This window comes from Streptomyces sp. NPDC031210, from assembly GCF_055570395.1.
Window position 1 is genome coordinate 491,718 of the sequence record NZ_JBVIHH010000001.1, and the last position, 26,253, is coordinate 517,970.

The 26,253-nt window shown below is 71.9% G+C and carries 21 protein-coding genes; 10 read left to right on the top strand and 11 right to left on the bottom strand.

What is annotated here, in order from left to right; all coding sequences use genetic code 11:
- Window positions 1–58 precede the first annotated feature (58 nt).
- Together xylA and ACZ45Z_RS02305 are read left to right on the top strand one after the other, a co-directional pair.
- Window positions 59–1,222, top strand: coding sequence for a xylose isomerase (xylA, locus tag ACZ45Z_RS02300; protein ID WP_468354653.1), 1,164 nt, complete (start codon window positions 59–61; stop codon window positions 1,220–1,222).
- Window positions 1,223–1,429: 207 nt separating this feature from the next.
- Window positions 1,430–2,287, top strand: a complete 858-nt coding sequence (locus ACZ45Z_RS02305) for a hypothetical protein (RefSeq protein WP_468354655.1) — start codon at window positions 1,430–1,432, stop codon at window positions 2,285–2,287.
- A 54-nt stretch (window positions 2,288–2,341) separates the two neighbouring features.
- Here the strand turns inward: ACZ45Z_RS02305 and ACZ45Z_RS02310 are convergent, their stop codons facing one another.
- From ACZ45Z_RS02310 to ACZ45Z_RS02320, 3 genes are read right to left on the bottom strand one after another with little or no spacing between them, the layout of a single operon-like run.
- Window positions 2,342–3,172, bottom strand: coding sequence for an amino acid ABC transporter ATP-binding protein (locus ACZ45Z_RS02310; protein ID WP_468354658.1), 831 nt, complete (start codon window positions 3,170–3,172; stop codon window positions 2,342–2,344).
- 5 nt (window positions 3,173–3,177) lie between these two features.
- Window positions 3,178–3,963, bottom strand: coding sequence for an amino acid ABC transporter permease (locus tag ACZ45Z_RS02315; RefSeq protein WP_468354661.1), 786 nt, complete (start codon window positions 3,961–3,963; stop codon window positions 3,178–3,180).
- Window positions 3,964–4,010: 47 nt separating this feature from the next.
- Complete coding sequence (locus ACZ45Z_RS02320; RefSeq protein WP_468354664.1) at window positions 4,011–4,805, bottom strand: ABC transporter substrate-binding protein; 795 nt, start codon at window positions 4,803–4,805, stop codon at window positions 4,011–4,013.
- Between the two features lie 348 nt (window positions 4,806–5,153).
- Between ACZ45Z_RS02320 and ACZ45Z_RS02325 the strand changes: the two genes are divergently transcribed.
- Complete coding sequence (locus ACZ45Z_RS02325; protein WP_468354667.1) at window positions 5,154–7,373, top strand: NADP-dependent isocitrate dehydrogenase; 2,220 nt, start codon at window positions 5,154–5,156, stop codon at window positions 7,371–7,373.
- A 110-nt stretch (window positions 7,374–7,483) separates the two neighbouring features.
- Here the strand turns inward: ACZ45Z_RS02325 and mmuM are convergent, their stop codons facing one another.
- From mmuM to ACZ45Z_RS02340, 3 genes are all read right to left on the bottom strand, one after another.
- Window positions 7,484–8,404 (bottom strand): homocysteine S-methyltransferase, encoded by a 921-nt coding sequence (mmuM, locus tag ACZ45Z_RS02330; RefSeq protein WP_468354670.1) that lies wholly within the window; start codon window positions 8,402–8,404, stop codon window positions 7,484–7,486.
- A gap of 244 nt (window positions 8,405–8,648) precedes the next feature.
- Window positions 8,649–10,028 carry an SWF or SNF family helicase gene (locus ACZ45Z_RS02335; RefSeq protein ID WP_468354672.1) on the bottom strand — a complete coding sequence of 460 codons (1,380 nt, stop codon included), beginning with the start codon at window positions 10,026–10,028 and terminating at the stop codon, window positions 8,649–8,651.
- Window positions 10,025–13,156: a DEAD/DEAH box helicase gene (locus tag ACZ45Z_RS02340; RefSeq protein WP_468354675.1), complete on the bottom strand. Its 3,132-nt coding sequence runs from the start codon at window positions 13,154–13,156 to the stop codon at window positions 10,025–10,027. The genes ACZ45Z_RS02335 and ACZ45Z_RS02340 overlap by 4 nt, the downstream gene beginning before the upstream one ends.
- 148 nt (window positions 13,157–13,304) lie before the next feature.
- Between ACZ45Z_RS02340 and ACZ45Z_RS02345 the strand changes: the two genes are divergently transcribed.
- Window positions 13,305–13,487: a hypothetical protein gene (locus tag ACZ45Z_RS02345; protein WP_468354678.1), complete on the top strand. Its 183-nt coding sequence runs from the start codon at window positions 13,305–13,307 to the stop codon at window positions 13,485–13,487.
- 53 nt (window positions 13,488–13,540) lie between these two features.
- Here ACZ45Z_RS02345 and ACZ45Z_RS02350 read toward each other — a convergent pair whose 3' ends face one another.
- Window positions 13,541–14,323 (bottom strand): hypothetical protein, encoded by a 783-nt coding sequence (locus ACZ45Z_RS02350; protein WP_468354681.1) that lies wholly within the window; start codon window positions 14,321–14,323, stop codon window positions 13,541–13,543.
- Between the two features lie 88 nt (window positions 14,324–14,411).
- Here ACZ45Z_RS02350 and ACZ45Z_RS02355 point away from each other — a divergent pair, with 88 nt between their 5' ends.
- Window positions 14,412–14,843 (top strand): hypothetical protein, encoded by a 432-nt coding sequence (locus ACZ45Z_RS02355; RefSeq protein WP_468354683.1) that lies wholly within the window; start codon window positions 14,412–14,414, stop codon window positions 14,841–14,843.
- Window positions 14,844–15,293: 450 nt separating this feature from the next.
- Here ACZ45Z_RS02355 and ACZ45Z_RS02360 read toward each other — a convergent pair whose 3' ends face one another.
- Window positions 15,294–15,905 (bottom strand): class I SAM-dependent methyltransferase, encoded by a 612-nt coding sequence (locus ACZ45Z_RS02360; protein WP_468354686.1) that lies wholly within the window; start codon window positions 15,903–15,905, stop codon window positions 15,294–15,296.
- A 204-nt stretch (window positions 15,906–16,109) separates the two neighbouring features.
- On the opposite strand from ACZ45Z_RS02360, the gene ACZ45Z_RS02365 reads away from it, so the two are divergent.
- A complete protein-coding gene (locus tag ACZ45Z_RS02365; RefSeq protein WP_468354689.1) occupies window positions 16,110–17,312 on the top strand; it encodes an IS110 family RNA-guided transposase in 1,203 nt (400 codons plus the stop codon).
- Here ACZ45Z_RS02365 and ACZ45Z_RS02370 read toward each other — a convergent pair.
- The gene (locus tag ACZ45Z_RS02370) at window positions 17,278–18,804 is read right to left on the bottom strand and encodes a purine-cytosine permease family protein (protein ID WP_468354693.1); all 1,527 of its coding nucleotides are present in this window, start codon (window positions 18,802–18,804) and stop codon (window positions 17,278–17,280) included. The genes ACZ45Z_RS02365 and ACZ45Z_RS02370 overlap by 35 nt on opposite strands.
- Before the next feature lie 253 nt (window positions 18,805–19,057).
- On the opposite strand from ACZ45Z_RS02370, the gene ACZ45Z_RS02375 reads away from it, so the two are divergent.
- The 4 genes from ACZ45Z_RS02375 (at window position 19,058) to ACZ45Z_RS02390 (ending at window position 21,869) form a co-directional block, all read left to right on the top strand.
- Complete coding sequence (locus ACZ45Z_RS02375) at window positions 19,058–19,450, top strand: DUF742 domain-containing protein (protein ID WP_468354696.1); 393 nt, start codon at window positions 19,058–19,060, stop codon at window positions 19,448–19,450.
- A 227-nt stretch (window positions 19,451–19,677) separates the two neighbouring features.
- On the top strand, window positions 19,678–20,292 hold the full coding sequence (locus ACZ45Z_RS02380; RefSeq protein ID WP_468354699.1) for a GTP-binding protein: 615 nt from the start codon (window positions 19,678–19,680) through the stop codon (window positions 20,290–20,292).
- A 193-nt stretch (window positions 20,293–20,485) separates the two neighbouring features.
- Window positions 20,486–20,893 (top strand): roadblock/LC7 domain-containing protein, encoded by a 408-nt coding sequence (locus tag ACZ45Z_RS02385; RefSeq protein WP_468354702.1) that lies wholly within the window; start codon window positions 20,486–20,488, stop codon window positions 20,891–20,893.
- Window positions 20,894–20,972: 79 nt separating this feature from the next.
- Window positions 20,973–21,869 (top strand): DUF6397 family protein, encoded by an 897-nt coding sequence (locus ACZ45Z_RS02390; RefSeq protein WP_468354705.1) that lies wholly within the window; start codon window positions 20,973–20,975, stop codon window positions 21,867–21,869.
- Here the strand turns inward: ACZ45Z_RS02390 and ACZ45Z_RS02395 are convergent.
- Both ACZ45Z_RS02395 and ACZ45Z_RS02400 read right to left on the bottom strand, forming a co-directional pair.
- On the bottom strand, window positions 21,800–22,669 hold the full coding sequence (locus ACZ45Z_RS02395; RefSeq protein WP_468354708.1) for an acyl-CoA thioesterase: 870 nt from the start codon (window positions 22,667–22,669) through the stop codon (window positions 21,800–21,802). The genes ACZ45Z_RS02390 and ACZ45Z_RS02395 overlap by 70 nt on opposite strands.
- Before the next feature lie 52 nt (window positions 22,670–22,721).
- The gene (locus ACZ45Z_RS02400; RefSeq protein ID WP_468354711.1) at window positions 22,722–25,235 is read right to left on the bottom strand and encodes a DEAD/DEAH box helicase; all 2,514 of its coding nucleotides are present in this window, start codon (window positions 25,233–25,235) and stop codon (window positions 22,722–22,724) included.
- Between the last annotated feature and the right edge of the window lie 1,018 nt (window positions 25,236–26,253).

Sequence of the window (26,253 nt, forward strand, 5' to 3'; positions counted from 1 at the left end):
TAGTTTGGCCGCGACGTGATTTGTAAGGCGCGTTGACGAAATCACCGAGGGAGTCGCGATGAGTCATCAGCCCGTGCGCGAGGACAAGTTCAGCTTCGGCCTGTGGACGGTCGGCTGGCAGGGCCGCGACCCGTTCGGGGACGCCACCCGCCGGGCGCTGGACCCCGTCGAGTCGGTCCGGCGGCTCGCCGACCTCGGCGCCCACGGCGTCACCTTCCACGACGACGACCTCGTTCCGCCCGGCTCCGGCGACCTCGCGCGCGAGGTCGCCGTCAAACGCTTCCGGCAGGCGCTCGACGCCACCGGCATGGTCGTCCCGATGGCCACCACCAACCTCTTCACCCACCCCGTCTTCAAGGACGGCGCGTTCACCGCCAACGACCGCGACATCCGCCGCTACGCCCTGCGCAAGACGCTCCGTAACATCGACCTCGCCGCGGAACTGGGCGCCGGCGTCTACGTCGCCTGGGGCGGGCGTGAGGGCGCGGAGTCCGGCGCCGCCAAGGACGTGCGGGCCGCCCTGGACCGGCTGAAGGAGGCGTTCGACCTCCTCGGGCAGTATGTCGTCGAGCAGGGCTACGACCTGAGGTTCGCCCTCGAACCCAAGCCCAACGAACCACGCGGCGACCTGCTGCTGCCCACCGTCGGCCACGCCCTGGCGTTCATCGAACGGCTGGAGCGGCCCGCGCTCTACGGCGTCAACCCCGAGGTGGGGCACGAGCAGATGGCCGGGCTCGACGTCGCACACGGCGTCGCCCAGGCGCTGTGGTCGGGCAAGCTCTTCCACATCGACCTCAACGGCCAGAGCGGCGTCAAGTACGACCAGGACCTGCGCTTCGGTGCGGGCGACCTGCGGTCCGCGTTCTGGCTGGTGGACCTGCTGGAGACGGGCGGTTACGAAGGGCCGCGGCACTTCGACTTCAAACCGCCGCGCACCGAGGACCTGGACGGCGTCTGGGCCTCGGCGGCCGGCTGCATGCGCACCTACCTCCTGCTCAAGGAGCGCGCCGCCGCCTTCCGCGCCGACCCGGCCGTCCAGGAGGCCCTGCGCGCCGCCCGCCTGCCCGAACTGGCCCGCCCCACCGCCGAGGACGGCCTGGCCGGCCTGCTCGCGGACGCCACCGCCTTCGAGTCCTTCGACGCCGGGGCGGCCGGCGCGCGCGGCATGGCGTTCGAGCGGCTGGACCAGCTCGCTGTGGACCATCTGCTGGGGGCCGCCTGAGCCGGGGTCGGGGGACCGGTCCCGGGGTGCCGCACGCCGGGCGCGGCGCGTCCGGGGGAGGGCGGTGCACGCGGAAAACTCCCGGCCCGTAGGGTGGCTTGCTGACTGTCGCCAACCGTCCCCGTGTGACGCGTCGTTCAGACGGCGAATGTTCCAGGTTGGTCACCGTGTCCGCCACAACCCCGTAAAGAAGCGATCATCTCTGCCATGAGCTTTCCTCCGCCCCCGCCGCCGAACCAACCGCCCCACGACAATCAGGGCGGCTACGGCCCGCCCGCCGGTGGCTACGGCCAGGGCGGCCAGGGCCAGGGTGGCTACGGTCAGGGCGGCTTCGGCCTGCCGGCCGCCAACCAGCCGCCCGGCGGCTACCCGCCGGCGGGCGGCGGCTTCGGCCCCGGAGGACCCGGCGGCCCGGCCGGCCCGGGAGGACCCGGCGGCTGGCAGCAGCCGGCCGGCCCGCCCGGCGGTGGCGGCAACGGCAAGACGATCGCGGCGATCATCGGCGGTGGTGTCATAGCCGTGGCCGCCGTCATCGTCGCCGTGGTCATCGGCAACAGCGGGGACGACGACAACCGCCACCGCGCGCAGCCCAGCGCTTCCGGCACCAGCGCCACGCCGTCCGAGAGCGCCTCCCCGACGCCCTCCGACACCCCCTCGCCGTCCGCGACACCGACCGGCACCGACATGGAGAGCCTGATGCCGTCGCCCACCGACGGCAAGATCCCCTTCTTCCAGCTCAAGGTGGGCGACTGCTACAACCTCCCGGCCTCCGGCAGCGGCAACAACGAGTCCGCGTCCTGCAACGGCCCGCACGACGCGGAGGTCGTCACCACCCACCGCCTCGACTCCGGCTTCACGACCAGCTCCGCCATCAAGAGCAAGGCGGCGTCGCTGTGCAAGAACGAGCTGGAGAGCAAGGCGGCCCGCCAGCCCTCCGGAACCGCCGAGGGCACCTACGTCCAGTTCCCCAACATCAGCGGTTACCGGCTCGGCATCAAAACCGTCAGCTGCAGCCTGATGGGCAACCGGACCGGCACCAAGAAGCTCACCAGGCCGCTGTCCTGAAGCCGGGCGGCCGCGCCGTCGCCATGACGCCGCGGCCACCGGCGGGCCCGCCGGTCAGCGGTCGACGCGCTTGACGACCGGACCGGTGTCCGCCACCTCGCCCACCTCGGCCGCCGCCGGGTCCAGCACCCGCGCCAGGAACGTCCTGGTCCGCTCGTGCTGGGGATCGCCCACCACCCGGTCCGGCGTGCCCTCCTCGACGATCACTCCGCCGTCCATGAAGACCACCCGGTCGGCGACCTCCCGCGCGAAGCTCATCTCGTGCGTGACCACCAGCATCGTCATGCCCTCCCGCGCCAGCGACCGCATCACCGCCAGCACGTCGCCGACCAGCTCCGGGTCCAGTGCCGAGGTCGGCTCGTCGAAGAGCATCAGCTCCGGGTCCATGGACAGCGCGCGGGCGATCGCCACCCGCTGTTGCTGGCCGCCCGACAACTGCGCCGGATAGGCCCCTTCCTTGTCGCTCAGGCCGACCCGTTCGAGATTGGCGCGCCCGATCCGCTCCGCCTCCGCCCGGTCGCGCCGCAGCACCCGGCGCTGGGCGATCGTCAGGTTCTCCAGCGCCGTCAGGTGCGGGAAGAGGTTGAAGGACTGGAAGACCATGCCGATCCGGCGCCGTACCCGGTCGATGTCCACATCCGGGTCGGTGACCTCGGTGCCGGCCACGGTGACCTGCCCGGCGCTGGGCTCTTCGAGGAGGTTGACGCAGCGCAGCAGCGTCGACTTGCCCGAGCCGGAGGGCCCGATGACGCACACCACCTCGCCGCGCGCCACCGAGAAGTCGATCCCCCGCAGCACCTCCAGCTCGCCGAACGCCTTGTGCAGTCCCCGTACGTCGATGGCCTTCTCGCCGCCGGAGCCCTGTGGAGTCTTGTCCCGCCGCATACCGGTCACCTGGCCTTCGCCGTACGGGCCTCGAGCCGCCGGACCAATTGGCCGAGCGGGAGGGTGATCACGAGATAGAGCAGACCGGCGACGAGGATCGGCGTCAGGCTCTTGTGTTCGTTGAGCGCGTCCCGGCCGAAGTTGGCCAGCTCGAACTGGGTGAGGGAAAGGCCGAGCAGATACACCAGCGACGAGTCCTTGGTCAGCAGGATCAACTCGTTGGTGAGCGGCGGCAGCACGATCCGGAACGCCTGCGGAATGACGATCGAGACCATGGCCCGCCCGTGCGACATCCCCAGCGAACGAGCCGCTTCCGTCTGCCCCTTGGGCACGGCCTGGATTCCCGCCCGGATGGTCTCCGCCATATACGCGGCGCCCACCAGCCCGAGGGACAGCATGACGGTGATGTTCATATCGAGGGCCACTTCGAACGCCAGCGGCACACCGAAACCGAGCGCGATGAACACCAGCAGCGCCGGAATCCCGCGGAAGAACTCGATATAGGTGATGGCGAGCCAGCGGTAGGGCGGCACCGACGAGAGCCGCATCAGCGCCAGCACCAGCCCCAGCGCGAGCCCGAAACCGAAGCCGAGCAGCGTGTAGAGGATGGTGTTGACCAGTGCGGTGACGATGATGTCGGGGAACATGGCCTTGGCGACTTCGATGTCGAAGAACGCCACCCGGAGCTGGTGCCAGTCGGCGACCAGCGCGAAGACCACCACGGCGGCTATCAGGACGCCGTACTGCGCGCCGCGGATGATCCGCGCGCGCCGTCGTTTGGACAGGGGCATGAGGGCCGACCTACTCCGTTCGTTACGCCAGGGGTCGCGCGGCCGGGTCAGCTCTTGGGGGCGGTGCCGAACCACTTCTTGTAGATCCGGTCGTAGCTGCCGTCGGACTTCGCCTTCTTCAGGACCGCGTTGACCTTCTCGCGCAGCGCGTCGTTTCCGGTGCGCAGTCCGATGCCGTAGTGCTCGCCGGTGTTGAATTCCGCGGTCACCTCGGTGTCCGGGTTCGACTTCACGTAGTCGAAGAGCACACCGTTGTCATTGATGCCGGCATCGACCTGGCCGGACTTCACGGCCGTCAGCAGCAGCCCGAGGTCCTCGAACTCCACCAGTTCGACGCCCTTGCCGTGCTCCTTGGCGAAGATTCCGCCGGTCGTGGCCTTCTGGTAGCCGAGCTTCTTGCCCTTGAGGTCCTCGACCTTCTTGAAGGACTTGCCCTGCTTTGTCAGCAGCGCCTGGGTGGCGTTGAAATAAGGGTCGGAGAAATCCATGACCTTGTCCCGCGCGGGCGTGATGGTCATGCCCGCGGCGGCCAGGTCGCATTTGCGGATGGAGAAGTCCTGGCCGGTCTCGATGCCCTCGAACGGCGTGTTGACGATCTCCTGCTTGACCTTGAGTTCCTTGGCCACCAGGTCCACCAGGTCCACGTCGAATCCGACGACCTTGCCGTCCTTCTTGACCTGGAACGGCGCGTACGGCAGGTGGGTGCAGGTCTTGAGCGTCCCGGAGGAGACCAGCTCCAGGCCGGACGTCTTCTTCCCGTCCGACTTGGTGCTGGTGCACCCCGCCAGGACGGCGACGGCCGCCGCGACGGCTATCACGGGCAACGAGGAGCGAGCGGACACGGGTCCTCCAGAGCGGATGTGAAGCGAACAAGCCGTGCGTGCTGAGAGTTGGCCTGCATACTGCCATCGGCCGCGGTGCCTGTCGCGGCTATGAGGGTTGCGTCTGGGTAACGCCTTCGACCCCGTAACCCGACCGCCGCGATCTTCGGGCCGCTCGGCCACCGGACGGGAAGCGTCCGCCCCGGTACGTCACGGACGGTGCCGACCGCCCACGCGCGGTGACCGCACCGGCCGCCCGGGCCGCCTGGCGGCCGTCCCCGCCCGCCGGGCGCGGGGTCCTGTCGAGGAGGGGCCGCTCACGAGATATCTTGATGTCGAGCAATGTTGCAGACGTGGAGCGGAGCACCGGTGACTGACTCGACCATCATCTATACGCACACCGACGAGGCCCCGGCCTTGGCGACGTACTCGTTCCTGCCTGTGGTCGAGGCGTATGCCTCGACGGCCGGGGTCACTGTGGAGAGCCGTGACATCTCTCTGGCCGGGCGGATCATCGCCAGCTTCCCTGAGCACCTCAAGGAAGACCAGCGCATCGAGGACGCCCTCGCCGAGCTCGGCGAGCTTGCCAAGACTCCCGGCGCGAACATCATCAAGCTGCCGAACATCTCGGCTTCCATCCCCCAGCTCAAGGCGGCCGTCGCCGAGCTCCAGGAGCAGGGCTACGCGCTGCCGGACTACCCGGACGACCCCAAGACCGACGAGGAGCGGGAGATCCGCGCCCGTTACGACAAGGTCAAGGGCAGCGCCGTCAACCCGGTCCTGCGCGAGGGCAACTCCGACCGCCGCGCGCCGGCGTCGGTGAAGAACTACGCCAAGGCGCACCCGCACCGCATGGGCGCGTGGACGGCCGACTCGAAGACCAACGTCGCGCACATGGACACCGACGACTTCCGCTCCACCGAGAAGTCCGCCGTCATCGCCGAGCCCGGCACGCTGCGCATCGAACTGGTGGGGGACGACGGCAGCACCACCGTCCTGCGCGAGTCGGTGCCCGTGCTCGCGGGCGAGGTCGTGGACGCGTCGGTCATGCGGGTGGCGGCCCTGCGGGAGTTCTTCACCGCGCAGGTCGCCCGCGCCAAGGCCGAGGGCGTGCTGTTCTCGGTGCACCTGAAGGCCACGATGATGAAGGTCTCGGACCCGATCATCTTCGGCCACGTCGTGCGGGCCTTCTTCCCCAAGACGTTCGCCGCGCACGGCGAGACGCTGGCCGCGGCCGGCCTCAGCCCCAACGACGGTCTCGGCGGCATCCTCAAGGGCCTGGAGTCGCTGCCCGAGGGCCCGCGGATCAAGGCGTCCTTCGAGGCCGAGCTCGCCGAGGGCCCCGAGCTGGCGATGGTCGACTCCGACCGCGGCATCACCAACCTGCACGTACCGAGCGACGTCATCGTCGACGCTTCCATGCCGGCCATGATCCGCACCTCCGGCCACATGTGGGGCCCGGACGGCCAGGAGGCCGACACCCTCGCGGTCCTCCCGGACAGCAGCTACGCCGGCATCTACCAGGTCGTCATCGACGACTGCCGCGCGAACGGCGCCTTCGACCCGGCGACGATGGGCTCGGTGCCCAACGTCGGCCTGATGGCGCAGAAGGCCGAGGAGTACGGCAGCCACGACAAGACCTTCGAGATCCCCACCACGGGCACCGTCCGCGTCCTCGACGCGGCCGGCAACGCGGTGCTGGAGCAGGTGGTCGGCGCCGGCGACATCTTCCGCATGTGCCAGACCAAGGACCTGCCGATCCGCGACTGGGTCAAGCTCGCCGTCACCCGCGCCCGCGCGACCGGCAACCCCGCGGTGTTCTGGCTCGACGAGACCCGCGCGCACGACGCAAAGCTGATCGAGAAGGTCCGGACCTACCTCGCCGAGCACGACACCGAGGGCCTCCAGATCGAGATCATGTCGCCGGTCGAGGCGACCGCGTTCTCCCTGGAGCGCATCCGCCTCGGCGAGGACACCATCTCGGTCACCGGCAACGTGCTGCGTGACTACCTGACCGACCTGTTCCCCATCCTGGAGCTCGGCACGAGCGCCAAGATGCTGTCGGTCGTCCCGCTCATGAATGGCGGCGGCCTCTTCGAGACCGGCGCCGGCGGCTCCGCGCCCAAGCACGTCCAGCAGCTCGTCAAGGAGAACTACCTGCGCTGGGACAGCCTGGGTGAGTTCCTCGCGCTCGCGGTCAGCTTCGAGCACCTCGCACAGACGACGGGCAACGCGCGCGCCCAGGTGCTCGCCGACACCCTCGACCGCGCGACGGCCACGTTCCTCAACGAGGACAAGTCGCCCAGCCGCCGCCTCGGTGGCATCGACAACCGTGGCAGCCACTTCTACCTGGCGCTGTACTGGGCCCAGGAGCTGGCGAAGCAGACCGAGGACACCAAGCTCGCCGAGGCGTTCGCGGCTCTCGCCAAGACGCTCGCCGAGCAGGAGCGCACGATCGTCGACGAGCTGATCGCGGTCCAGGGCTCGCCGGCCGACATCGGCGGCTACTACCGTCCCGACGCGGCCAAGGCCGCGTCCGTCATGCGTCCGTCGGTGACCTTCAACCAGGCCATCGCGACGCTCGGCTGACCCGCCGGCCGCCTGCGGCACATGGCAGCCTTCCGCCCCGGCCGGTGTCGGCCGGGGCGGTTGCGCGTGCCCCTTCTCGCGGGCACGGCCGTTCGGACGCGGCCCCGGGCTCAGCGCCCGAGGCAGGCCGCCAGCTCGGCGATGGCGTCCGGGCCCACCCGGCAGCAGCCGCCGATCAGGCGCGCTCCCGAATCGGCCCACCCCGCCACCCGCTCCGCGCTGAACGACCCGCTGCCACGCCACGCCCGCGCCCCGGCGTCCCAGCTCTCCCCGCTGTTGGGGTAGACCACCACCGGCTTGCCGGTGACCCGCGCCGCCGCCTCGACGGCACGGTCCGCGTCGTCGGGCGTGCAGCAGTTCACCCCGACCGCGATCACCTCCCGCGCGTCCGCCGCCAGGGCGAACGCCTCCTCCAGCGGCTGCCCGGCCCGGGTACGGCCGTCCGCGACGCTGTACGACAGGTACGCCGGCACGCCCAGACCGCGCACCGCCCGCAACAGCGCCCGGGCCTCGTCCGCGTCCGGCACCGTCTCCAGCGCCAGCACATCGGGCCGCGCGGCGGCCAGCACCTCCAGACGCGGCCGGTGGAAACGCTCCAGCGCGTCCACCGACAGACCGTAACGACCGCGGTACTCCGAGCCGTCCGCCAGCATCGCGCCGTACGGACCCGCCGACGCGGCGACGTACAGCGGCCGCCGCACACCGCCCGCCCGCGCCCGCCCGGCCGCCTCACGCGCCAGCTCCACACTGCGGCCGAGCAGCTCCGCCGCCCGCGCCGCGTCGATGCCACGCCGCGCGAACCCCTCGAACGTCGCCTGGTAACTGGAGGTGATCGCGACCTGCGCGCCCGCCTCGTAATAAGCCAGGTGCGCCCGCACCAGGGCCTCGGGATCCTCGGCGAGCAGCCGCGCCGACCACAGCGAGTCGGTCAGGTCGTGGCCCGCCGATTCGAGCTGGTTGGACAACCCACCGTCGAGGACGACCGGCCCCACGGCAAGGGCTTCGGCGAGCGGCGGGGTCGTGCTGGGCATGATGCGGCACCTCTCGTTGCTGCCGGCCGGCCTGGATCTCCGGCCCGGCCCGATCCTTCGGATCGTAACGCCGGTGGCGGGGCGGCCGTGTGGGGAACGGTGTGGGGGGAACCGGCCCCTCGCCCGGGCCGTCGGGCAGGAGGGATCAGGAGGGATCAGGAGCGATCAGGAGCGATCAGGAGCGATCTGGCGGCGGGCGGCGCGTAGCCGGCACGGCCCCTGCCCCGCCGCCGATACCCTCCGCTCACCCCTCCGCGGACAGTCCCGCGAGCGCCGCCGCCGGGTCGTCCGTGGGCGGCCCCGCGGGCACCCACCGGCCTCCCTCCTCACGGAAGGGCCACCAGCGGCCGTCCCTCCCGTAGCGCAGTTGGGCGTCGCCGCCGACCACGGTCCAGCGGTTGCCGGTGGCCCGCAGCCGTGGCCGGATCTCGCCGTCCTCCCACGCGGCGGCGAGGGAGGCGGTGGCACGCGCCACCGCCTCCCGGTCCGGTTCCCAGTCCTCCTCCAGGACCGCGAGCCCGGCCGTCCCGCCCAGCCGCCAGGCACGCACCGCCGGCGCCAACTCCCGTGAATCGCGCCCCGTACCGGCCGCCAGCCGACCCGCCATGGCGGGTCCCGGGCCGACCGCGGCCAGCCGTACCGCGTCCTGGGACAGGGTGAGGGCGGCCGGCGGCGGATCGTCGGGATGCCACGCCGACAGCGCGTCGGCCAGCAGTCGCTGGGCGCGCGCCGCCGCGTCGCCGATCAGGAACTCCAGCGCGGCCACGTCCACCCCGGGCGCGGGCGGGGCGCCGCCGCCCAGCACCGGCGGAGCGCCCGCCACGTCGACGGGCGGTGGCGCGGCGGGCAGCGGCGGCACGATGTCGCGCGCCGCGTACACCTCCGCGGCCGGCACCCCCGCGACAGGCCGCGGCTCCGCCGGCGCGCCCGTCACCCCGGTGGGCCCCGCCGCCCCCTCGGCCCGGGACGCGCTGCGCGCCTGCAACTCCGCCAGCAGCTCCCGCTCCCCGCGCCCGCGCAACAGCAGCAGGACGAACGGATCCTCGTCCAGCAGCCGCGCCAACTGGTAGCACAGGGCCGCCGAATGCGCACAGTGGTCCCACGCCTCGCAGGTGCACTCCGGCTCCAGATCGCCTATCCCCGGCAGGAGTTCGATCCCGGCCGCCGCCGCGTCCTCGACCAGGACCGGCGGCATGTCCCGGTCCAGCAGCGCCGCGATGTGCCCGGCCCGGTCCGCGACCAGGTCCAGAAGGCGGTCCCAGTCGGCCGCGCCGAGCTGCTGCACCAGGACGTCGGAGCGGTGCCGCGTGTGGTCACGGTCCTGGACGACCGCGGTGATCCGGCCCGGACGCACCGACACCGCGCCGACCGCCCCGGCGCGCGCGTGGCGCCGGCCGAGCTTGAGCTGCTCGCCGTCCAGCGCCGTGTCCTCCAGTGCCTTGAGCCATGCCTGCCCCCACCAGGTGCGCGCGAAGGCCCGGCCCCGGGCGGCCGGCAGCGCGGCGAACGTGCGCTCCGGCCCGGGCGCACCGGTGCCCGCACGGTGCGCGTCGTCCCCGTGCGCGCTCCCCTCACCCGCGTATCCGTATACGTCGTTCACGTCGTCGTCCCCGGGCGTGTTCATCGCTCGCTCCCTCGCAGTGCGACCAGATCCGCCAGTTCGGCGTCGGTGAGTTCGGTCAGCGCGGCCTCGCCGGAGCCCAGCACCGCGTCGGCCAGCCGCTGTTTCCGGCCGAGCATCTCGGCGATCCGGTCCTCGATCGTGCCCTCGGTGATCATGCGGTGGACCTGCACCGGCTGGGTCTGTCCGATGCGGTACGCACGGTCGGTGGCCTGCGCCTCGACGGCCGGATTCCACCAGCGGTCGAAATGCACGACATGCGAGGCCCGGGTGAGGTTCAAACCCGTGCCCGCCGCCTTCAGCGACAGCAGGAACACCGGCACCGCGCCCTCCTGGAAGCGCCGCACCATCTCCTCACGACGCGCCACCGGCGTCCCGCCGTGCAGGAACGCGGTGGGCACCCCACGCGCCGCCAGGTGCCGCTCCAGCAGCCGCGCCATCTGCACGTACTGCGTGAACACCAGCACACTCGCCTCCTCGGCCAGGAGGGTGTCCAACAGCTCGTCCAGCAGCTCGACCTTCCCCGAACGGCCCGCGATGCGCGGCGCGTTGTCCCCGGTGCCGGACTCCTTGAGGTACTGCGCGGGGTGGTTGCAGATCTGCTTGAGGGAGGTGAGCAGCTTGACGACCAGACCCCGGCGGGCGAACCCGTCCGTCCCGGCGATCTCACTCAGCCCCTCGCGCACCACCGCCTCGTACAGCCCGGCCTGTTCCGTGGTGAGCGCCACCGCGCGGTCGGTCTCCGTCTTGGGCGGCAGCTCCGGCGCGATCCCCGGATCGGACTTGCGGCGGCGCAGCAGGAACGGCCGCACCAGCCGGGCCAGCCGCTCGGCGGCCTCCGCGGCCTCGGCCGATCCCGCGCCGCCCTCGATGACCTGGGCGTAGCGCTTACGGAAGCGGCCCAGCGGCCCCAGCAGCCCGGGCGTCGTCCAGTCCAGGATCGCCCACAGCTCCGACAGGTTGTTCTCCACCGGCGTGCCGGTCAGCGCCACCCGCGCCTTGGCCGGAATCGCGCGCAACGCCTTGGCCGTGGCGGAGAAAGGATTCTTGACGTGCTGCGCCTCGTCGGCGACGACCAGTCCCCAGCCGGCTTCGGCCAGCCTGGCCGCGTCGAGCCGCATCGTGCCGTAGGTGGTGAGCACGAACTCGCCGTCGGCAAGGTCCGCCAGGCTGCGCCGGCCGGCGTGGAAGCGGCGGACGGGGGTGCCCGGCGCGAACTTCTCGATCTCCCGCTGCCAGTTGCCCATGAGGGACGTGGGACAGACGACGAGCGTGGGGCCGGCCGAGTCGGGATCGCTCTGGCGGTGCAGATGCAGCGAGATGAGGGTGATGGTCTTGCCCAGGCCCATGTCGTCGGCGAGACAGCCGCCCAGGCCGAGCGAGGTCATCCGGTGCAGCCAGCCGAGTCCGCGGAGCTGGTAGTCGCGCAGCGTCGCGGTGAGCGCGGCGGGCTGCTCGACGGGAGCCGCGTCCCCGGCCTCCGGGTCGGCGAGACGGTCACGCAGCCGCGCCGGCCAGCCGGTGGCCGCCACCTCCACCCGCCGCCCGTCGCCGTCCTCGACGCTGCCGGTGAGGGCCGCGCCGAGCGCGTCCAGCGGCGTGATCTTGCGATCCTGGCGTTCCCGGGCGGCCCGCAGCTCCTCCGGGTCGACCAGCACCCACCGGTCGCGCAGCCGCACCAGCGGCCGACCGGCCTCGGCGAGCCGCTCCAGCTCCGCCCGGTCCACCTCCTGGCCGCCCACCGCGAACCGCCAGGTGAAGGAGAGCAGGGCCTGGGCGGACAGCATCGACGGGAGCGCGGACCCGGTGCCGGGCGCTCCGTCCCCCACGTCTCCCGGGGCCGTCCGGTCCGTCCGGTCCGTCGGGTTCTCCGGATCGGACGGCCCCACCACGGCCCGGGTGCTCAGCCCGCGCGCCAGCTCTTCGGGCCAGTGGACCCGCACACCTGCGGCGGCCAGCGCGCGGGAGGCCGGCCCGAGCAGTTCGGCGATCTCCTCATCGGCCAGTTCGAGCGCCCCGGGCACCGCGGCCGACAGCAAGGGGGCGAGCGGCGCCCACACGGCAGCGGCCCGCCGGAGCGCGAGCAGCGTGTCCATCCGCGCCCGCGGACCGAACCCCTGCCCGGCCGGCGACGTCCCGGCCCACACCTCGGCGGCGTCCGCGACCAGCGTCGGATCGGTGAGGCTGTGGAGTTGGAGGACGGCGGTGAAGGAGACGCCGGTGGTGGCGGTGGGAATGTCGGTGGTGGCGCTGGGATCGCTGGTGGGGGTGCTGGGACTGCTGGTGGCGGCGGGACCGTCGGCTCCGCCTTGGCCGCCGACACCGCCGGCACCGCCGGCACCGTCCGCACCCGTGGTCGCATCGAAGGACCGCCCCGCCCCGAGGGCGCCGCGCATCTCCACGCGCAGGGAGATCCGTACGCCCGCGTCGTGCCCCGCGGCCACGTCGGCGGCCCACGCGCGCTGCTCGGGGATGCGCTGCGGGGCCGTCGCGGCGAAGGCCGGGCCGCCGGCGGCCAGGGCCGCGGCGGGGGAGCGGGGCAGGCCGTCGGCCACCGCGTCGAGGAAGGCCCGCAGATGACGCTCGGGTTCGGGCAGTTCGACCGGATCGGTGCCCGGCAGGGGAGTGGCGTGCGCGTACGGCGGCATGGCGGCCGCGAGGTCGCGCAGCCGCTCGACGTCCCCCTGGTCGAACGGGCCGAGCCGCCAGGCGTCATGGTCGGCGGGGCTCAGGCCGGGCAGCAGCCGTCCCCGGGCGGCGAGCTGAAGCGCCAGCAGACACGCCGCTCCCCAGAAGGCGGCGGCCGGATCCGCCCCACGGGCGGCCCGGGCCCGGGTCAGGACGGGCACCGCCGCAGCGACGGGCAGGACGACGGCCGGGACGCCGAACACCTCGATCCCGCCGTCCTCGTCCGGCAGCGCGACCAGCACCTCCTCCTCGACCTCCGCCTCGCTCGGCGGCCGCGCGGGTGTCCGTGGCGGGGAGCCCGCGTCGCCGGCCGTGACGGGCTCGCCGTCGGGCCGCCAGAAGGCGATCCGCCCGGCGCGCGGGGGATCGGACGGCAGGAACACCGCCGCACAGCGGGCGAGATCGGTGAGCCGGTCGGGGATGACCGTGGGGAGTGATGCCACTGGGCCGATAGCTCCTCAAGTTTGACTACTGACGGCAGGAGCGCCCGAGGGTACAGGATCATCAGGCCGCGCAGGGAACCCGCGGCGAGAAAACGGCGTTCAATGGGTTACACCGAGCGCGGCACGAGCCGCGGAAGGGACGTGAGGGATGTCCACACAGGCGAAGGTCGCGATCGGCGGCGTGGCGGTAGGAGTGGTCCTGCTGTGGCTGCTGCCGTTCTGGGCGGCGGTTCTGGTCATGGTCGGGGTCCCCGCCCTGGCCTATCTGACGCTCGACTCCTCGCAGCGCCGCCGGCTGCGCCGCGTCGGCCGCAAGCAGATCGGCCGCTGAGCCCTCGGGCCCCCGCCCGCGGCACCGGGGGTCCCGGGCCCGCGCCGGACCCGTCAGACGGGCCGTGCCGCCAGCGCGTCCAACGCCGAGAGGAGACCGGGAAGTTCGGGCCCCCGGCCCACGGGATGCACCTCGCCGGGCTCGTCGTCCAGCAACACGAACGCGATGTCGTCGGTGCGCGCCACCATGCTCCACCCCGGCCCGTCGACGCGCAGCGTGCGCGCCTCGCCCGCCGCGAACGACGACCGCACCCTGCCGGGCGGCGGCGGCTCCGCCAGATAGCCGCGCGCCTCCTCAAGGACCCGCCGCACTCCCTTGTGGGTCTCCACGCCCGGGTCGGCGAAGGCGGCCTCTCCGTCCACCTGCTCGCGCCACGCCGCCCACTGCAAGGCGATCTCGTCCGCTCCCAGCCGCCGTTGCGCCGGCCCCCAGGCGTCGGCCTCCGGGGGCGCCAAGGGGGCCGGATCCCCCTCCTGCGGTGGCGGGTCGTGCGGCGCCGGGACCCCGGGCGCCGACACGGCCAGGGGGAGCGGCCAGCCGGGCAGCGCCGCCACGATGCTGTTCTCGTCCGGCGAGAGGTCGTACTCCATCCCGCAGTCCCAGGCCGCGATCGCGCAGGCCACCAGCGACACGTCCTCGGTCGCCACGGTCCATCGCGCGCCCTCGCCGTCCTGCCCGAGGACCAGGCCGTAGCCCTCCGCGTACGGTTCGAGCCCGAGGTCCGCGCATACCTGCGGATAGTCGTCGCCGAGCACGCTCGGGAACTGGGCGGGCGTCAGCAGCACCGCCGTCAGCACGAACAACTGATCGTTGTCGGCGCTCTCCGTCGTGGGCACGCGGGCCTCCCCATCCGATCCGTCCGGAGTACGTCGGCGCACCTTAATTTGCTTGGTAGCGGCTTGTCACCAGCCCTACCCTGCGCTCATGTGTTTCTACAGCCGCCGCGGGCACCACGTGTGCCCGGCTTGCCGGGTCGCCTTCAAGAAGACCCCGGAGGCCCAGGCGCCGGGCGGCAGCCCCTGCCCACGGTGCCGCGGCGTGCTGATCGACGCGGGTGCCCACCTGGCCGTTCCCAAGCGGCGGGACGACGCGGGCTGGCGCGCCCTGGAAGCCGTCCTGCGTGCCGGGCTCACCTTCCACGGCGGCTGCTGCGGCACGGGACCGGGCTACCGTCCCCGTACGCCACGCGAGGTCCGCGACCGGCTGGCACTCGCCGACCGCACCGGCATGCCCGTCTCCCAGGCACTGGCGACGGCGGACCCGACCGTGACCGACCGCTACGGCACCGCCGCCGCCCGGGCCGCCCGGCGACCGGCCCCCGCGCGCCGACGGGCCCCCGCGCGCCGACGCGGCTGAGAGCGGGCAGCACCTGGGCGCCTCGCGGGTCTTCGCCGACCCCTTCAGCATTTCGCGCGCCGCCGATGCCGACAGGGAGATCACGCGCCGCCGGGCCGACCAGAACCTTGCGCGGCGCCGGGCTGACCACGAAGTGGCCCGGCCCGGCTGTGGCGAGGCGGCCCGGCCTGTATCGGACGCCCGCTGGCCCACCCCGTGGCGGTACGGCCCGCTGGCCCACTCCGTGGCGGTATGGCCCGTCGGCATCGGTGATGTGCCGCACTACGCCCGCCGGAGCCCCGGGCACCACGGGCTCCCCGGACGGCTTCCAGACCCGGCCCGGGCATGCCCGCCTCACCGCCCGCCCGGCCCGCCCCTGGAGGCCCCGGCGGCCTCCCTGAGGCCCTGCTCGACGGACCCCTCGGCAGCCCCGGATGCTCACCCCGGGCGGGCGCCGAGCCGGGCCGCCCCTCAACCCCCGCGGACGGCCAGCGCCAGGTAGCGGGCGTCCGCGTCCACGTAGCGGATGAGCTCCCAACCGCACTCGGCCAGCAGCGGCCGCAGGTTCGGCTCCGCCCGGAGGTCGTCGGGGGTCAGGGCGCGGCCCTTGCGGGCGGCGAGCGCCGCCCGGCCGATGGGGTGGAAGAGTGCCAGCCGGCCACCGGGGCGCACGGTCCTGGCCAGTTCGGTCAGTCCGCTCGCGGGGTCCGGCAAGTGGGAGAGGAGCCCTGCGGCGAAGACGGCGTCCAACGAGGCGTCGCGCAGGGGAAGTTGGCTCACATCCGCCACCACCAGCCCCGCACTGCGGGCGCGTCCGGCCCGTGCGGCGGCGTCCAGCATCTCCGGCGTGAGATCCGCGCCGAGCACCGTCCCGCGCGCGCCCACGGCCTGCCGTAGCGCCGGCAGGGCGCGCCCGGTACCGCACCCGGCGTCCAGCACCCGGTCGCCGTCGCGCAGCCCCAGTTCGGCGACGCCCGCGGCGTAGGCGGGGCCGTCGTCGGGGAAGCGGTCGTCCCAGCCGGCGGCGCGGGCGGCGAAGAACGCGCGGACGTCGTGGGCGCGGTCGGCGTGGTCGTCGGTCATCGGGCTCCGTAAGTTGTTAGGCGGCCCGGAAGGGCCGGGTGTGGCTGATCAGGCTCTGCCATCAGTGGCTTCGAAGGAGTGGCCGCCCGGCTCTTCGGGGCGCCCTGGCTGCTGATTGAGATGTGCGCTCAAGTCGCTTTTACGGAGATGACAGCGGGGTGTTCCTCGGGCCGACGGCATGCTGTTCGGAGCGAGGAGGGGCGAGTGCATGAGCGACGGGCCCGGGCCTGGGTCGGCATCGACGCGGGTAAGGGGCATCACTGGGCGGCGGTGGTCGATGAGACTGGTGCAACCCTGTGGTCGAAGAAGATCGACAACGACGAGTCGGCGATCCTGACCGCGCTCGGGGAAATCCTCGACCTGGCCGACGAGGTCCACTGGGCAGTGGATATCTCCGGCACCTCGTCTGCATTGCTGCTCGCGTTGCTGGCCGCTCACGGCCAGCAGGCCGTCTACGTCCCCGGCCGAACTGTCAACCGGATGTCCGGGGCCTACCGGGGCGATGCCAAGACCGACGCCCGTGACGCCTACGTCATCGCCGAGACGGCTCGTCACCGGCGGGACTTCGCAGCGATCGAGGTACCTGCCCAGCTTGCTGCGGATCTCGCCTTGCTGACGTCGCACCGCTCCGATCTGGTCGCCGACCGGGTGCGGATGATCAACCGGCTGAGGGACGTTCTGACCGGTGTCTTCCCCGCGCTGGAGCGGGCCTTCGACTACTCGTCCCACAAGGCCGCACTGGTCCTGCTGACCGGTTATCAGACCCCGGACGCGATCCGCCGCCGTGGGCAGGCGAGGCTGACGGCATGGCTGGCCAACCGCAGCGTGCGCGGCGCCGACGCCGTAGCGGCAACGGCGCTTGAGGCCGCGCAGGCCCAGCAGACCGCGCTGCCTGGTGAGGACGTCGCGGCGCAGATCGTGGCCGACTTGGCCGCCCAGATCCTGGCCCTGGACGACCGGCTGAAGCGAATTGACAAGCAGATCCGCGAGACCTTCCGCAGCCATCCGCAGGCGGAGATCATCGAGTCCCTGCCAGGTATGGGACCCATACTCGGCGCGGAGTTTGTGGTCGCCGCGGGTGACCTGACGGCCTATGCGGACGCCGGCCACCTCGCTTCCGCAGCCGGCCTGGTGCCCGTCCCGCGCGACTCCGGACGGCGGACCGGCAACATGCATCGGCCCAAGCGCTACAGCCGCCACCTGCGCCGGGTGTTCTACATGTCCGCACAGACCAGCATGATGCGCGAGGGCCCGAACCGGGACTTCTACCTCAAGAAGCGTGGCGAAGGACTCAAGCATGTCCAAGCCGTGATCGCCCTGGCCCGTCGTCGGGCCAGCGTCCTGTGGGCACTTCTGCGAGATCAACGGGTCTTCACCCCTGCCCCTCCGATCGCCCTGACAGCTTGACTTCCGTCATTGAGACTCCTTCGGGGACGGAACGGTCGGCCAGAGAGGCGGTGACGGCGTAGAGCGCGCCGGCCAGGAGGAGGGCCACCACCACGCCCAGGTTCATGGCGCCCAGCGTGCCGTGGGCGGCGCTGTCGGTGAGCAGGAAGCCCACCACCTTGGCCATGTGCGGATCGGCGGAGGTGATCAGGCCGAGCCCGACCCCGGTGGCGGCCGCGAGGGAGACCACCGCGGGCCAGCCCACGGCCCGTTCGGCCGCCAGGTCGCGGTCCGCGTGGCGCCTGCGCCACCGCTCCACCAGGAAGACAGCCGTCCACGCGGCCATCGCCACCCCGATGACGGACAGGAACGCCTGGAAGGTGGCGAAGAAACTGGGCGAGACGAACAGGACATACCAGCCGCCGAGGGCCATGAGCACGCCGTCCACCAGCACCGCCAAGTGACGGCGGACCGGGACACCAAGGGCCAGCATCGACATGCCCGAACTGTAGATGTCCATGATCGCCCCGGACGCGAAGCCCCCGATGGCGGTCAGCAGATACGGCACCAGGAACCAGGTCGGCAGCTCGGCGGCCAGGGCCCCTACGGGGTCGGCGGCCGCCGCGTCGGCGAGTCGGGGGTCACCGGCGTTCAGCAGGACGCCGAAGACCAGCAGCACCACAGGGGCCAGCACCCCGCCCAGCGTCGTCCACCCGGTGATGGCCCGGCCGCCGCTTCCGCGCGGCAGGTAGCGGCTGTAGTCGGCACCGCAGTTGACCCAGCCCAGGCCCAGCAGCGTCATCGCGAACACGATGCCGCCGACGAGGGTGCCGAGGTCGCCCGACGCACCGCGACCGAGGGCGGAAGGGTCGATGCGATCGGCCATCAACACCATGTAGGCGACGGTCATCACGGTGATCGCCGCGGTCAGGTACTTCTGCACCTTCATGATCAACGCATGCCCGAAGATCCCGACGACCACCACCGACACGGCCGTCACGGCGAAACACAGGGCCTGCGCGGCGGTGGTGGGCGTCTTCCCGTCGGCGTGGGCGAAGGCACCCGGGGCGACGCGCGCCAGGATGGCCGCTCCGCCCAGCGAGGAGAGCGCGACCAGTACGGTCTCCCAGCCGACGTTCGAGACGTAACTGAACAGCGTGGGCAGCTTGTTGCCGTGCCACCCGAAGGGGCCACGGCCGATGGCCATGGTGGGCATTCCCGTACGCGCCCCCGCGACCGAGACCAGACCGACCAGGACGAAGGACAGCACGTAACCGATCGCCCCGGTGAGGAGGGCCTGCCAGGCGCTGAGACCGAGCCCCATGAGATAGACGCCGTACGCGACGCACAGCAGGGACAGCCCCGATGCGGCCCACGGCCAGAACAGGGACCGCGGCGTGCCGTGCCGTTCGGAGTCCGGCACCGGGTTGACGCCGTTGCGTTCGACGGCGCCCGCCGAGGTGTTGGCATCGGAGCGTGGACCGCGCTCCCGGAGCGACTGCTGCTGCGTCATGTGCTCATGTTCCCCCACCGGCGGTAAGCGCGAGGAACAGACGTACGGCGTAGGGCGAACATGTTCGTTCACGACACGATCGGTCGATGCCGTCACCTGGTCTCCTTCTGGTCCCCTTCCGCCCTCTCCCCTCACCTTTCTGTCCGTTGTGTCGATGCGGGCCCCGCGGCGGCCGTGGTCGCGAACCATGAGCACACAGGTGAGGGCACCCATGAGGACACGCCCATGGGGGAGGGGACGGGGGCGTCCGAGTATGCGGCGGGACAGTCGTTGGTATGACGCGGAGGCCGGGCCGGTGGTGCGCCCCTACGCGGTCACGGTCGGGTACACGGGCGGGGAACCGGCGGCGGTCCGCCTGGACGTCATCGCGCTGATCTCGGCGGACCCGGAACCACCGGGCGGAACGACCGCGGAGGAGACCGGACTCGGCCCGGAACACCGCACCTTGCTCGACTTGTGCCGTGGCCGTACCCGTTCGGTGGCCGAACTCGCGGCGATCGCGGAGCTACCGGTCGCCGTCGTGCGGGTCCTCCTCGGAGACCTGCTGTGCCGCGACCACGTACGGGCCAGGCTCCCGATGGCGCCCGTCCAGTTGGCTGATGAAAGGTTCCTGCGCGAGGTGATCGAGGGCCTGCGGGGCCTGTGACCGGAGGGCGGGTGATCCCCTAGATGACGGCGGCGAGAGGCCGGTCGGTTCGCCAACGGCCAGGGTTTCGCGGCTTTGGCGAATTCGAGGACACCACGATCGGTCGGCGGTACGGTCCTCGCCATGGATTCCGGACGGCCGCTGCCGCCGGAGGCTCCCTTCGCCGAGCCATGGATCGAGAACTCCCGCGCACAGCGCGGTACCCCGCACCCTGAAGGAGACGGCCGATGACTGCCGCACAAGGGGCCCCGGAGGGCGTATCCCCGGATTCGGACCCCGAGTTGGCCCTGAAGATCTTAGTGGCGGGCGGCTTCGGCGTCGGCAAGACCACCCTGGTGGGATCGGTCAGCGAGATCCGCCCGCTGCGCACCGAGGAACGCCTCAGCGAAGTGGGCGAGACGGTCGACGACACGGGGGGCGTGGCCGGCAAGTCCACCACCACGGTGGCGATGGACTTCGGCCGCATCACCATCAGGGACGGGCTGTCCCTCTACCTCTTCGGAACCCCGGGGCAGGACCGCTTCTGGTTCCTGTGGGACGACCTCTCGGAAGGCGCGCTCGGCGCCGTGGTCCTGGCAGACACCCGGCGACTCCAGGACTCCTTCCCCGCGGTGGACTACTTCGAGCGCCGTGCGATCCCCTTCCTGGTGGCCGTCAACTGCTTCGCGGAGTCGCGGTCCTACGGGGCGGACGACGTGGCGCGTGCCCTGGACCTGGATCGCGGGACTCCCGTGGTGCTGTGCGACGCGCGGGACCGCGACTCGGGCAAGGAAGTGCTGATCCGCCTGGTCGAGCATGCCGGACGCCGGTACTCCGCCCGGCCGTTGGACTCGGTCGGGTAACCCGGACGGGGCCCACGAGCCGTCCCTGTCAGGCGCTCGGCACGTCGCTGCGGGCGCCGCGGGGCGGGCACGCCGGTCCGCATCGCCGCTTGCCGAGACGCCGGACGTGGGACAGGCTGGCACGGGCAGTCGTCGAGCGACTGCGGACCGCGCCCGGCCGAGGGCGGTTACGGGGACACGGGGAGGAAGTGGCATGGCATTGAGCAGCGGACTGGACTGGCTGCTGGACGACTTGACCAAGCGGGTGCAGAAGGTGCGGCACGCGTTGGTGCTCTCCAACGACGGGCTGGTCACCGGCGCCAGTCAGGGGCTGGAACGGGAGGACGCCGAGCATCTGGCGGCGGTCGCCTCCGGCCTGCACAGCCTCGCGAAAGGCTCCGGACTGCACTTCCGGGTGGGGCGGGTGCGTCAGACCATGGTGGAGTTCGACGACGGCATGCTGTTCGTGACGGCGGCGGGCGACGGCAGTTGTCTGTGCGTCCTGGCCGGCGCCGAGGCCGACATGGGGCAGATCGCCTACGAAATGACGCTGTTGGTCAACCGTGTCGGGGAGCATCTGGGCGTCGCGGCCCGCCAGCCGGAAAGTTATCCACAGGTCTGAGGCGGGGGTTGACGCGCTGTCATCGCCTGCGGCTATGGTCGTCACTGTCAGTGATCGATCGAGTTCCGGGGGAACAGACATGACAGTGATGTGTGACGGGCGGCAAGCACTCGCGATGGGGCGAGCGGCCCACGAACTGGAGCTGCGGACCGGCGAGTTCGAACTCGCCACCCAGCTCGGAGAAGTACGCACGATCCCGGCCGGCTCCGACCGCCGGCCGGGAGCCCCGCGGTCGCCCGGCCGGCGCCTGGTTCCCGCGGAGGAGGTCGCCCGGCTGCGGGCCGAGCCGGGCTTTCCCGACACGCTGCGCGAACGGATCCGCACGGTCGGCACCACCGAGGCCGCCGAGCTGATGGGCATCGGCCCCGGCCGCTTCCTGCGGCTGACCCGCGCCGGCTGCTTCGGCCCGGTCAGGTTCTACGTCAACCGCTACGGCGTCGTGGTGTGGCTCTATCTCGCGGCCGAGCTGGCCGAGTTCGCCGACCGGGAACCGGAGTTGATGCGGGGCAACACCCCTGCCGCGATGCGCGTCATGCTCGACGGCGGACAGGACTGGCGGGCCCGGCAGTGGCGCAGCCGCCGGGTCGCCCAGCTCATGAGGCAGACCGACGACTGCTGGGAGTCGGCCGCCGTGATCGCCGCGATCCTGCCGCCCGAGGAACTGGCCTCGGTCGTCGACAACCCCCTGGAGCGCTCCCTGCTCCGCCGGCTCAAGCCCCCGCTGGCTTCCGTCATCACGGCCACGGCCGCCGCCCGCGAAGCCTACGAACGCGTGCTGAAGGCCGAGGAGTTCGACGAAGTGATGTGGTACCGCGTCAACCTCTCCCGGTCCCTCGACACGGCCCGCCGCGACGACCCGGGACGCCCGCGCACCCCGGCGGCCGCGCCGCCCGCCGCCCGCCGGCGTCAGCCGCCGAGCTTCCTGAACAACCCCTCCTGGACCACCGAGACCAGCAGCCTGCCCTCGCGATCGTAGATCCGCCCCCGGGCCAGGCCCCGGCCGCCGGTGGCGATCGGGGACTCCTGGTCGTAGAGGAACCACTCGTCCGCGCGGAACGGCCGGTGGAACCACATCGCGTGGTCCAGCGAGGCCATGTCGAAGCCCCGCGGCCCCCACAGCGGCTCGATCGGGATGCGGACCGCGTCCAGCAGCGTCATATCGCTGGCGTAGGTCAGGGCGCAGGTGTGCACGAGCGGGTCGTCGCCCAGCGGCCCGACCGCGCGCATCCACACCGCGCTGCGCGGCTCCGCCCCCTCGATCTCATCCGGCGACCAGCGCAGCCGGTCGACGTACCGAATGTCGAACGGCTGCCGGCGAGCCATCCGCTCCAGCCCCTCGGGCAGCTCGCCCAGGTGCTCGCGGACCTCGTCCACGACCTTGGGCAGATCCTCCGGGTCGGGCACCGCCCGGCGCATCGGCAACTGATGATCGAAGCCGGCTTCCGGCTTGTGAAAGGAGGCGGTCAGATTGAAGATCGTGCGTCCCTGCTGGACGGCGACCACCCGGCGCGTGGTGAAGGACCGGCCGTCGCGCACCCGCTCGACCTGGTACACGATCGGCACGCCCGGCCGGCCGGGCCGCAGGAAGTACGCGTGGAGCGAATGGACCGGGCGGTCACCTTCCGTCGTCCGCCCGGCCGCCACCAGCGCCTGGCCCGCGACCTGCCCGCCGAAGACCCTCTGCAGGGACTCCTGCGGACTGCGGCCGCGGAAGATGTTCACCTCGATCTGCTCCAGGTCCAGCAGATCGACCAGCTTCTCGGCCGGATTCGTCATGACCGGTGGCCCTCCGTCACATCCCGCGACGGCCTCGGTCGAAGCCGCCTGCTTACAACTGACCCACATCGGTGACGCGCACGACCGCGCGCCCCTCCTCGTCGGAGGCGGCCAGGTCCACCTCCGCCGAGATGCCCCAGTCGTGATCACCACGAGGATCGGCGAAAGTCTGCCGCACCTTCCACAGTCCGTGCTCGGCATCTTCCTCGATGCTCAGGAGTTTCGGGCCGCGCGCGTCCGGCCCCGTGCCCAGCTCGTCGTATTCGTCCCAGTAGGCGTCCATCGCGTCGCCCCAGGCGTCGACGTCCCAGCCGGAGTCGGCGTCCATCTCGCCGAGCTCCTCGACCTTGTCCAGCGCTGCCAGCTCCACCCGCCGGAACATCGCGTTGCGCACCAGCACCCGGAACGCCCGCGCGTTGGACGTCACCGGCCGCACCTGGTCCGCCCGTTCGGCGGCTTCCTCGGCCGTCTCCACCTCCGGATTGGCGAGCTGCTCCCACTCGTCCAGCAGGCTGGAGTCCACCTGCCGCACCATCTCACCCAGCCACTCGACGATGTCCTGGAAGTCCTCGGACTTCAGATCGTCCGGCACCGTGTGGTCGAGCGCCTTGAACGCACTCGCCAGGTAGCGCAGCACGATGCCCTCGGTGCGCGCCAGCTCGTAGAAGGAGGTGAACTCCGTGAAGGTCATCGCCCGCTCGTACATATCGCGGATGACCGACTTGGGCGACAGGGGGTGATCGCCGACCCACGGGTGACTCTTGCGGTAGAGGTTGTAGGCGTGCGAGAGCAGTTCGTCCAGCGGCTTGGGGTACTCGACGTCCATGAGCCGCTCCATGCGGTCCTCGTACTCCACGCCGTCGGCCTTCATCTGGGCGACCGCCTCGCCCCGCGCCTTGTTCTGCTGGGCGGCCAGGATCTGCCGCGGATCGTCCAGCGTCGACTCCACGACCGAGACCATGTCCAGCGCGTAGGACGGCGACTCCGGGTCGAGCAGGTCGAAGGCGGCCAGCGCGAAGGTGGACAGCGGCTGGTTGAGCGCGAAGTCCTGCTGGAGATCGACGGTCAGGCGGATGGTGCGGCCCTCCGCGTCGGGCTCGTCCAGCCGCTCCACGACCCCGCCGTCCACCAGCGACCGGAAGATCGCGAGCGCACGCCGGATGTGCTTCAACTGGTTCTTGCGCGGCTCGTGATTGTCCTCCAGAAGATGACGCATCGCCTTGAACGCGTCGCCCGGCCGGGCGATCACCGACAGCAGCATCGCGTGCGTCACCCGGAAGCGGGACGTCAACGGCTCCGGATCGGAGGCGATGAGCTTCTCGAAGGTGTTCTCACCCCAGTTGACGAAGCCCTCCGGCGCCTTCTTGCGGACCACCTTCCGGCGCTTCTTGGGATCGTCACCCGCCTTCGCCAACGCCTTCTCGTTCTCCACGACATGCTCGGGCGCCTGCGCGACCACGAACCCCGCCGTGTCGAAGCCCGCCCGCCCGGCCCGTCCCGCGATCTGGTGGAACTCCCGCGCCCGCAGCGTGCGCACCCGGGTGCCGTCGTACTTCGTCAGCGCCGTGAACAGCACCGTCCGGATCGGGACGTTGACGCCAACGCCCAGGGTGTCCGTTCCGCAGATGACCTTCAGCAGGCCCGCCTGGGCCAGCTTCTCCACCAGCCGGCGGTACTTCGGCAGCATGCCGGCGTGATGCACACCGATGCCGTGACGGACGTACCGCGACAGGTTCCGGCCGAACTTGGTGGTGAACCGGAAGTTCCCGATGAGCTTGGCGATCTCGTCCTTCTCGGCCCGCGTGCACATATTGATGCTCATCAGCGCCTGCGCCCGCTCCACGGCGGCTGCCTGGGTGAAGTGCACGATGTAGACCGGCGACTGGTGGGTCTCCAGCAGCTCGGTGAGCGTCTCCGTCATCGGCGTCGTGCGGTATTCGTACGACAGCGGCACGGGCCGGGTCGCGGACCGCACCACGGACGTGGGCTTGCCGGTCCGCCGGGTCAGGTCCTCCTCGAAGCGGGACATGTCGCCGAGCGTCGCCGACATCAGGATGAACTGCGCCTGGGGCAGTTCCAGCAGCGGAATCTGCCAGGCCCAGCCACGGTCCGGCTCGGCGTAGAAATGGAACTCGTCCATCACGACCTGGCCGACGTCGGCGTGCTTGCCGTCGCGCAGCGCTATCGACGCGAGCACCTCCGCCGTGCAGCAGATGACCGGGGCGTCGGCGTTGACGGACGCGTCTCCGGTCAGCATGCCGACGTTCTCGGTGCCGAACAGCTTGCACAGGTCGAAGAACTTCTCCGACACCAGCGCCTTGATGGGCGCGGTGTAGAAGGTCACCTGGTCATTGGCGAGAGCGGTGAAGTGCGCACCGGCCGCCACCAGGCTCTTTCCCGAGCCGGTGGGGGTGGACAGGATGACGTTCGCCCCCGAGACCACCTCGATCAGCGCCTCCTCCTGGGCAGGGTAGAGCGCGATGCCCTGCTGCTCGGCCCAGCCCGAAAAGGCTTCGAAGAGGGCATCGGGGTCGGCGTCTTTCGGCAACTGATCGATGAGGGTCACGCCCCCATACTGCCTGCCTTTCCCCCGTATCAGAGAACCGGCGACCCATCCGAAGATCAATTACCCCCGCATCCCCCTGACCTCTACGGACACGAGGCCCCAGACCCCACCTCGCTCAGACGCCACCCACGCCCGTGCGCCGGCCCCATCCCCCCACCTGACCTGCGAAGACGCGCCGCACCAGACGTGGCGGAGATCACCGCGGCCTTGGACGCCCCGGACGCCCCGCCGGCCGGCCCCGGCCGCTCCCGAAGCGGAGGAGGGCGGCAGGAGACGGCCGCTGTCGATCAAACACCCCACCGCGCGCGGCTCCCCGGCCGTCCGCTGCTGTCCGCTGCCGTCATCGGTCCGCGGTCGCCGCCGGCAGGTTCATTCCGGAGCGCTCGTCCAGTTCGACGGTGATCTCTATCGGCGATGTGCGGGGGGGGGAGACCCGGGCCGTGCGCCTGCGCATCTCCGCCGCGCGGGCGCCCAGCGAGGTTCGTGGCCGAGGCGGCTCGCGCGGACGGGGCGGGGGACGGCATCCCGCACCGCTGGGCGCCCGCCGTCGCCCCGCCCCGCCGCCCGAACCAGATCACTTTCGGGTCCCCGGCGGCGACCGCCCTCAGCGCCGTCGTACGTCCCTCCCGCACTCGCCGGCACCCGTCCCACCCGTCGGCACCCGTCCTACCCGTCGGCGCCCGCCCCACTCGCCGACACCCGTCCGCACCCGCCGGCACTCGTCCCCACTCGCCGGCGCCCGTCCCCCCCGCCGAGGGCGAGCTGGCCGGCCACCGGGTTCGCCGTACAGCCGCACCAACGTCTCCGGGGGCACCAGGCGGAGCCGTGGCAGCAACTGGACGGCGCGCGGCGGACGCTGGCCGGACTCGCGACCGTCCGCCCTTCCAACGTCGCGGCCGTGCGGGCCTGTTGGCCCAAACCGCCGCAACCACGCCAACAGGAGCCCACGACCCCTCGACAGCAGTGCGACCACCCCAACAGCAGCGCGATCACTCCACACCAGCATGCCCTCCTCGGG